Source organism: Lysobacter enzymogenes, assembly GCF_017168095.1.
Lineage (GTDB): Bacteria > Pseudomonadota > Gammaproteobacteria > Xanthomonadales > Xanthomonadaceae > Lysobacter > Lysobacter enzymogenes_D.
The window spans coordinates 1-8464 of the sequence record NZ_LXSD01000499.1 but is presented as its reverse complement, the minus strand read 5'-3'; the positions used below and the strand labels follow the sequence as shown (position 1 = coordinate 8464).

Genomic DNA, 8464 nt, shown 5'->3' with positions numbered 1-8464 from the left:
GCGGCTAGCCGCGCCGGCGCCGCCGGCGGTTTGCCGCCCCCTGCCGCAGCCTCTATGCTGCGGAACTTTCTGTGCTCCGGCACAGCCGCCGCGAGCCCGCCCCCCAGCGCATGAACTCACCTTCGATCGTCCCCGACGGCCTGCACGGCCAACCGCACGCCATCGTCGAACGCGACGGCGTCCGCTACACCCTGCTGGGCACCGCGCACGTGTCCCAGGCCAGCGTCGAGGCGGTGCGCGACGCGGTCGGCAGCGGCCGCTTCGACGCGGTCGCGGTCGAACTCGACGCGCAGCGCCTGCAGGCGCTGACCGATCCGGACGCGCTGGCGCGGCTGGACCTGATCCAGGTGATCCGTTCGGGCAAGACCGCGCTGTTCGCCGCCAACCTGGCCCTGGCCGCGTACCAGCGCCGGCTCGCCGAACAGCTCGGCATCGAGCCCGGCGCCGAGCTCAAGCGCGCGGTGACCGAAGCGCGCGAGCGCGAGCTGCCGGTGCACCTGATCGACCGCGAGGTCGGCCTGACCTTCCGGCGCGCCTCGCAGCGCCTGGGCTTCTGGGGCCGGACCAAGCTCGGCGTCGGCCTGGTCACCAGCCTGTTCGCCGCCGACGAGGTCGGCGAGGACGAGATCGAGAAGCTCAAGCAGGGCGACATGCTCGAATCGAGCTTCGGCGAGTTCGCCAAGGAAAGCCCGCAGCTGTACGAGACCGTGATCGCCGAGCGCGACCGCTACATGGCCGCGCGCCTGCGCGAGACCGTGGGCGAATCGCGCGAGGTGCTGGCGGTGGTCGGCGCCGGCCATCTGCAAGGCCTGGCCAGGCACCTGCGCGAGGACCAGGGCGATCCGGCCGCGCAGCGCGCCGAACTGGAGCAGGTCAAGACCAAGAGCAAGGTGCCGTGGGTGATGATCGCGATCACCGGGCTGATCCTGGCCGGCATCGCCTGGGGCTTCTGGAAAGGCGGCGCGGCGATGGGCGCGGACCTGCTGCTGCAGTGGGTCATGTACACCGGCGGCTTGGCCGCGCTGGGCTGCCTGCTCGCCGGCGGACATCCGCTGAGCATCCTCACCGCGGCGCTGGTGGCGCCGCTCAAGCCGTTCCGTCCCGGCGTGCCGGCCGGCGCGGTCAGCGCGCTGGTGGAAGTGCACCGGCGCAAGCCGGCCTACGGCGACTTCATGGCCCTGCGCGACGACGCCCAGACCGTGCGCGGCTGGTACCGCAACCGGGTCGCGCGCGTGGTGCTCAACTTCATGCTGACCAACATCGGCACCGGCATCGGCGTGTGGCTGGCGGGGTTCCGGATCGCCAGCAAGCTGGTCGGCTGAGGCGGGAAGCGGCGCGCTGGCGCCGCGGGTTTTCCGGCAGCGGCGCCGCGTTTTGCGGCGCCGTTGTCGTTTGTGCCGCAGCGAAGCCGTGCGGGAAGTCGTGCCGGTTGCGGCCTCGTCTCGTACCTGCGGCCGGCCGCAGGCCCTGCCCGCCCAGATCGAGTTGCGCCGTAAGCGCAGTGTCGCGGTCGCGGCTTGCGCCGCTCCTACAGTCGGTACCCAAACTCTCGCGAAAACGGGTTTGCTGCCTGTAGGAGCGACGCAAGTCGCGACCGCGGGGCGACAGATCGCGCCGCAAGCGCGATGCCGCAGCCGCCTCACGCGCCTTCGCGAAAGCGGATGGCTCCCTGTAGGAGCGGCGCGAGCCGCGACCGCGGGGCAGCCGGTCGCGTCGTAAGCGAAGTGTCGCGGTCGCGGCTCGCGCCGCTCCTACGGGGGGCGGTTCGCCCCCGTTTCTCAGGCCTGCGCCGCCGCGCCCTTCGCCGCCACGCCGCGCGCGCGCCGCACCAGCGCGGCGCTGCCGTCGCGCAGGTCGTCGAGGATGGCGTAGATGGTCGGCAGGAACAGCAGGCTGACCACGGTCGAGAACGCCAGGCCGCCGGCGACCGCGCGCGCCATCGGCGAGTACGCCAGGCCGCCGAGCACCACGGTGTCGCTGAGCGAGATCGGGATCATCGCCAGGATCGCCGTACCCATGGTCATCATGATCGGCCGCAGACGCTCGCGGCTGCCCTCCACCAGCGCCTCGTTGCGGCTCAGGCCGCGCCGGCGCAGGTTGTTGATGTGCTCGACCATGACGATGCCGTTGTTCACCACCACCCCCATCAGCACCAGGATGCCGATGAAGGCCATCACCGTGAACGAGCTGCCGGTGATCCAGAACAGCCAGAACACGCCGAAGATCGAGAACACCACGCAGCTCATGATCGCCGCCGGGAACAGCAGCGACTCGAACACCGCCGCCATCACCACGTAGATCATCACCAGGGCGATGACCAGGTTGAACATCATCTGCTTGCCGGCGTCGTCGTCGCGCTCGAACGAGCTGCCGTCGAAGCTGTAGTTGTAGCCGGCCGGGAACGCGACGGTCTTGAGCGTTTCCTCCATCGCCTTGCGCGCCTCGGGCGTGGTCGCCTTGCCGTTGAGGCTGGCCTGGATGGTCAGCGTGGTCTGGCGGTTGTTGCGGTTGATCTGGCTCGCGGTCGGCCGCACCGCCACGTCGACCATCGCCAGCAGCGGCACGCTGCGGCCGTCGGCGGCGCGCACGGTGAACTCCGACAGGTTCTCGATGCCGTAGTTCTCCGCGCCGGCGAAGCGCGCCCACACCGGCACCTCGGTCTCGCCGCGCTGGAAGTCGCGCAGCTGCGCGCCGCGCAGGGCCAGGCCGACGAAGCGCGAGACTTCCTCGACGCTGAAGCCGAACGAGGCCGCGCGCTCGCGGTCCACGCGCACGTTGAGCTCGGTGTTGCGGTCGCCGATGTCCACGCGCACGTCGCGCAGTTCCTTGCGCCGCGCCAGGATCGGCACGATGTCGTTGGCCAGTTCGGTCAGGGTTTCGGTCGAATCGCCGACCAGCTGCACCTGCACGCTCTTGCCGCCGTTCTGCCCGCCGCCCTCGTCCTGGCCCATGCTGATCTCGGCCTTGGCCGACTTCGGCAGCGCCTTGGAGATCGCATCCACCAGCGGCTTAGTGTTCTCCACCTCGTTCTCGTGGAACTGCAGGCGGGTGCCGGCGTCGCCGCCGCCCTGCTCGCTGAAGAACGAGTAGATCTGCTTGATGTGGTACTTCTTGCGGTTCGCTTCCAGGTAGTGCTCGATCTTGAGGATTTCCTGCGACATCTGCTCGCGGGTGTAGCTGCCCTTCCAGTGGTACTGGATGAAGGCCTCCTTGCCGCCCTCGTTGCCGAACATGTCGAACTTGGTCTGGGTCGCCGGGAACACGCTGACCAGCACTACCAGGACGATGCCGATCACGCTGGCGCCGCGGTGCTCCAGGGTCCAGCGCAGGAAGCGCGCGTAGGAGCGCTGCAGGCGCGGGATCAGGCCGCGGTCGCTGGCCACCGCCGGCGGGGTCTTGAGCCGCGCCGAGATCATCGGGATCAGGCTCACCGCGACCAGCCACGAGGCCAGCAGCGAGACCGAGATGGTGATGGCGATCTGCGACATGAAGATGCTGATGTCGTTGGTCTCGCCGAGCAGGTTGGGCAGGAACACGATGCAATGGCACAAGGTGCCGGCCGACAGCGCGATGGCGACGTGGCGGGTGCCGACGATCGAGGCCAGCTCCGGCTGCTCGGGCATCTTCTCGCGTTCCTGGTAGATGCTCTCCACCACCACCACCGCGTTGTCCACCAGCATGCCCACCGCCAGCAGCAGGCCCATCAGCGACAGCACGTTGAGGGTCACGCCGACGAAGTGCATGAAGCCCAGGGTCATCACGAAGCAGATCGGAATCGCCAGGGTCACCATCAGCGTCGAAGGCCAATGGCGCAGGAAGAAGAACAGCACCGCGATCGACAGCAGCAGGCCGATCGCGCCGGCCTCGGCCAGTTCCAGCAGCGAGCTGGTCACGTCCTCGCCCTGGTTGCGCACCACCTTGATCTCGATGTTGCGCAGCTCCGGCTGGGCGCGGATCGCCTCGACCTCGGCCAGGGCCAGGCGCGAGACCTCGACCAGGTTGGCGCTGCGCTCCTTGAAGATGTCCAGGCCGATCGCCGGGCGCCCGTCCAGGCGCCGCCCGGTTTCCAGCCGCGCCGCCTTCAGCCGCACATCGGCGATGTCGCGCAGCTTCAGGCCGGTGTTGTTGATGCTGACGTTGCGGAACTGCTCCAGGTCGATCACCTGGCCGATCGGCTGCACCCGCAGGCGGCGGCCGCCGTCCTCGATCTCGCCGGCGGAAATGGAGAAGTTCAGCGCCTGCAGGCGCTTGGTCAGGGTGTTGAGATCGACGTCGTGGGCGACCATGCGGTCGGGCAGGATGGCGATCTCGACTTCGTTCGGCGCGGCGCCGCCGATCTCGACCTTGGCCACGCCCGGGATGCGTTCGAGCCGGCGCTTGAACTCGCGGTCGATCAGGTCGTAGGAATGGCTCAGGTCCATGTCGCCGGCCAGGCGCACCTGCAGGATCGCCTGGTCGGCGCTGGACCACTTGAACACGAAGTAGCGCTGGAAGCCGTCGGGCAGGTCGTCGACGATCGCGTCGATGCGCTCGCGCGCCTCCGACGCGGCGATGGCGATGTCGCGGTCCCAGTCCTTGAACTCCATCTGGATCGTGGCCGCGTCGGAGCTGGCGGTGCCGCGCAGGCGCTTGATCCCGGTCATCGTCGCCAGCGCCTCTTCGGCCGGGCGCAGGATGGTGCGTTCGACTTCCTCCGGGGTGGAGCCGTCGTACGGCAGCTGCACCAGCAGGAACGGCGCGGTGATGTCCGGCAGCGACTCCAACGGCAGCCGCACGGCCGCGATCAGGCCGATGACGAACATCGACACGAACAACATGATGGTCGTGATCGGCCGCTTGATGCTGATCTCGGCGACGCCGCTCATGTCAGTGCGCCCCGGTCAGCGGATCGTTGTCGTGGCCCAGCGTTTCGGCCACGGCCGCGTCGCGGCGGCGCGCCTTGCGCACCCGTTCGCGGTAATAGGCGTCGCCGCGGCGGTCGAGCAGGTCGTACACCACCGGGATCACCACCAGGGTCAGCAGGGTCGACACCAGCAGGCCGCCGATCACCGTGATCGCCATCGGCGAGCGCACCTCGGCGCCTTCGCCGGTGGCGATGGCCAGCGGCAGGAAGCCGAACAGGGTGCACAGCGTGGTCATGATGATCGGTCGCAGGCGCGAGCGCGCGCCCTCGATCAGCGCCTCGCGCTTGGCCACGCCATGCTCGCGCAACTGGTTGACCTTGTCGATCAGGATGATCGCGTTCTTCACCACCAGGCCGACCAGCAGGATCAGGCCGATGAACACCACCACCGACACGGTCGAGCGGGTCAGCAGCAGCGCCAGCACCGCGCCGACCAGGGCCAGCGGGATGGTGAACAGGATCACGAACGGGTGCAGCAGCGATTCGAACTGCGAAGCCATCACCAGGTACACGAGGAAGATCGCCAGCCCGAACGCGAACAGCAGCGAGTTGATCGACTGCTGCAGCTCCTCGCCCTGCCCGCCGATGTGCATGCGCACCTCCGGGCTCAGCGGCTGCTCGCGCACCATCTTGCCGACCTCGGCGATGGCGCCGCCCAGGTCGATGTCGCGCAGGTTCGAGGAGACGATGGCCACGCGCACCTGGTCGGCGCGGTGGATCTCGCTCGGGCCGGTGGTGGCGACGACCTCGGCCACCGATTCCAGCGTCACCGGGCGGTTGCTGCCCGGGTTGACGATCAGCCGGCGGATGCTCTCGATCGAAGCGCGATCGGCCTGGCGCGCGCGCACCAGCACGTCGATCTTGCGGTCGCGGAAGCTGTAGCGGGTGGCGACGTCGCCGCGCACCTTCTTCACCACCACGTCGGCGATGTCGCGCGTGGCCAGGCCGAGCGCGCCGGCGCGGTCCTGGTCGAAGCGGATCTGGATCTCGGGGAAGCCCTGCTCGACCGTGGACTTGACGTCGGCGAAGTGCGGGTTGCCGCGCAGCAGCTTGGCCATGTGCTGGCCGGCGCGCTGGATGGTCTCCAGGTCCTGGCCGCGCAGCTCGATTTCCAGCGGCGTGGAGAAGCTGAAGAGCTGCGGGCGGGCGAAGTCGACCTGCGCGCCCGGATGGGTGCGCATGGTCTGGCGCAGGCGTTCGGTTTCCTGCGCCTCGACCTGCTTGCTGCCGCCGTCGGCCATCACCACGGTGATCTTGCCGATGTTCTCGCCGCTCTCGGTCGGGTTCGCGTCCAGCCGCGTGCCGCTGCCGCTGACGCCGAACCAGGCGCGGATGCCGGGATCCTTCTCGTGCTTGGTCTGGATCTCGCGCACCAGCGCATCGGTCTCGCGCAGCGGCGTGCCCGGCGGCAGCTTGACGGTCATGTCGAAGCGGTCCTGGGCCAGCTGCGGGATCAGATCCGCGCCCAGCAGCGGCACCGCTGCCAGGGTGGCGAGGAAGGCCGCGCCGGCCAGGGTCAGCACCAGCGCGCGGTGCGCCATCGCCGCCGGCAGCAGCTTGAGGTAGCCGCGCTCGGCGCGGCCGTACGGCGACATCGCGATGTCGCTGGCCTTGCCCATGACCGGGCCGACCACCGCGCCGAGCAGGCGCCAGCCGCGCACGATCACCCAGGCGATGCCGAAGAACAGCGAGCGCACGGCGATGCCGATGCCGCGCGGAATCCACGCCAGCGCGCGCAGCGCCGGATTCTTCGGCTCCCAGCGCGGCTGCGGCGGTTCTTCCTGGAAACTCAGCGCCGGCCGCCCGCGCAAAGCGCTGAGCATCGGGATCAAGGTCATCGACACGATCAGCGAGATGCCGATGGCCAGCGCCACGGTCAGCGCCTGGTCGCGGAACAACTGTCCGGCGATGCCTTCGACGAACACCAGCGGCAGGAACACCGCGATGGTGGTCAGGGTCGAGGCCACCACCGCCATGCTGACCTCGCGGGTGCCGACCACGGCCGCTTCCAGAATGCCCAGGCCGCGTTCGCGCGCCTTGGCGATGGACTCCAGCACCACGATCGAATCGTCCACGACCAGGCCGGTCGCCAGCGCCAGGCCGCCCAGCGACATCACGTTGAGGCTCAGGCCGAGCCGGTCCATGAAGAAGAACGTGGCGATGATCGACACCGGCAGCGACAGGCCGATCACGAACGTGCTCCAGCCGTCGCGCAGGAACAGGAAGATGATCAGGATCGCCAGCAGGCCGCCGATCACCGCGTCCTTCTTGACGTCGGCGATGGCGTGGCGGATGAACTGCGACTGGTCGTCGATCGTGGTCAGCTCGACGTCCGGCGGGATCTGCGACTTGATCTGCGCCAGCCGCGCCTGCACCGCGTCGGCGGTGGCCACGGTATTGGCGTCGCCTTCCTTGTAGATCGCCAGCTCCACCGCCTCCTTGCCGCCCAGGCGGATGATCGACTCGCGTTCCTTGTAGCCCTGGCGCACTTCCGCGATGTCCTTGAGCCGCACCGGCTTGCCGCCGGCGGCGACCGCCTGGTCGCCGGAGCTGGCGCTTTCCACCGACGCCGCCGCGGCCATCGCGTCGGCCGAGCCGGAGGCCGCGGCCACGCGCGCCATCTGCGCGGCGGCCTCGGCCGCGGCGTTGCCGCCGGCCTTCTGCGTGGTCACCAGCATCTCGCGGATTTCCGGCACGGTCGCGAACTCGTTGACCGTGCGCACCAGATAGCGCTGCTGCCCTTCTTCCAGCCGGCCGCCGGAGATGTTGACGTTCTCGGCCTTGAGCCGCTGGATGACGGTGTCGATCGGCAGGTTGAGCTGGGAGATCTTCTGCTGGTCGATGTCGACCTGGATCTCGTCCTCCAGGCCGCCGCCGACCTTGACCGCGGCCACGCCGTCGACCGGCTCGAGCTTCTTCTTCAGATCGTCGTCGGCGTAGCGGCGCAGCGCAGTCAGCTGGCGGATCGCCTCGCTGTCACTGGCCTTCTCGCCGCCCTTGGTCGACAGAGCGATGCGCAGGATCGGCTCGGTCGAGGGATTGAAGCGCAGCAGCACCGGCTTCTTGGCCTCCAGCGGCAGCTGCACGACTTCCATCTTGTCGCGCACCTCCAGGCTGGCCTGGTCCATGTCGGTGCCCCAGGCGAATTCCAGCACCACGTCGCTCTGGCCGGTGCGCGAGACCGACTTGAGCTTGCGCAGGCCCTTGACCACGCCGACCGCTTCTTCCAGCGGCTCGCTGATCAGGGTCTCGATCTCGGTCGGCGCGGCGCCGGTGTATTCGGTGCGCACGGTCAGCGTGGGATAGCTGAGGTCGGGCAGCAGATTGACCTTCAGGCTGTTCAGCGCGATCAGGCCGAACAGCAGGAAGGTGATGGTGACCATCGCCACGGTGACGCGGCGGCGGGTGGAAAACTCCACCAAGTTGAAGGACGTCGCGTCCGGAAGCTGAGCCACAGCCGGTCCCCAGTGTTCGATACGGCAGATGTCGATTCGGATCGGGCGCCGAGCGGCCGGCGGCCGCAACGCGGCGGTGCGCGCCGCCGTTCGCCCCGAGCGCAGC

The 8464-nt window shown here is 69.2% G+C and carries 3 protein-coding genes; 1 reads left to right on the top strand and 2 read right to left on the bottom strand.

The window, feature by feature from the left end; genetic code table 11:
- Nucleotides 1-110: 110 nt before the first annotated feature.
- On the top strand, nucleotides 111-1322 hold the full coding sequence (locus tag A7A76_RS20480) for a TraB/GumN family protein (protein WP_206413045.1): 1212 nt from the start codon (nucleotides 111-113) through the stop codon (nucleotides 1320-1322).
- A gap of 456 nt (nucleotides 1323-1778) precedes the next feature.
- Here the strand turns inward: A7A76_RS20480 and A7A76_RS20475 are convergent, their stop codons facing one another.
- Nucleotides 1779-4865: an efflux RND transporter permease subunit gene (locus A7A76_RS20475; RefSeq protein WP_206413044.1), complete on the bottom strand. Its 3087-nt coding sequence runs from the start codon at nucleotides 4863-4865 to the stop codon at nucleotides 1779-1781.
- 1 nt (nucleotide 4866) lies between these two features.
- Entirely contained in the window at nucleotides 4867-8379 is a 3513-nt protein-coding gene (locus tag A7A76_RS20470; RefSeq protein WP_428995208.1) for an efflux RND transporter permease subunit, read from the bottom strand.
- Between the last annotated feature and the right edge of the window lie 85 nt (nucleotides 8380-8464).

Coding starts and splice junctions, on each gene's coding strand:
- A7A76_RS20480 (WP_206413045.1), top strand. CDS start 111: ATGAACTCACCTTCGATCGTCCCCGACGGCCTGCACGGCCAACCGCAC.
- A7A76_RS20475 (WP_206413044.1), bottom strand. CDS start 4,865: ATGAGCGGCGTCGCCGAGATCAGCATCAAGCGGCCGATCACGACCATC.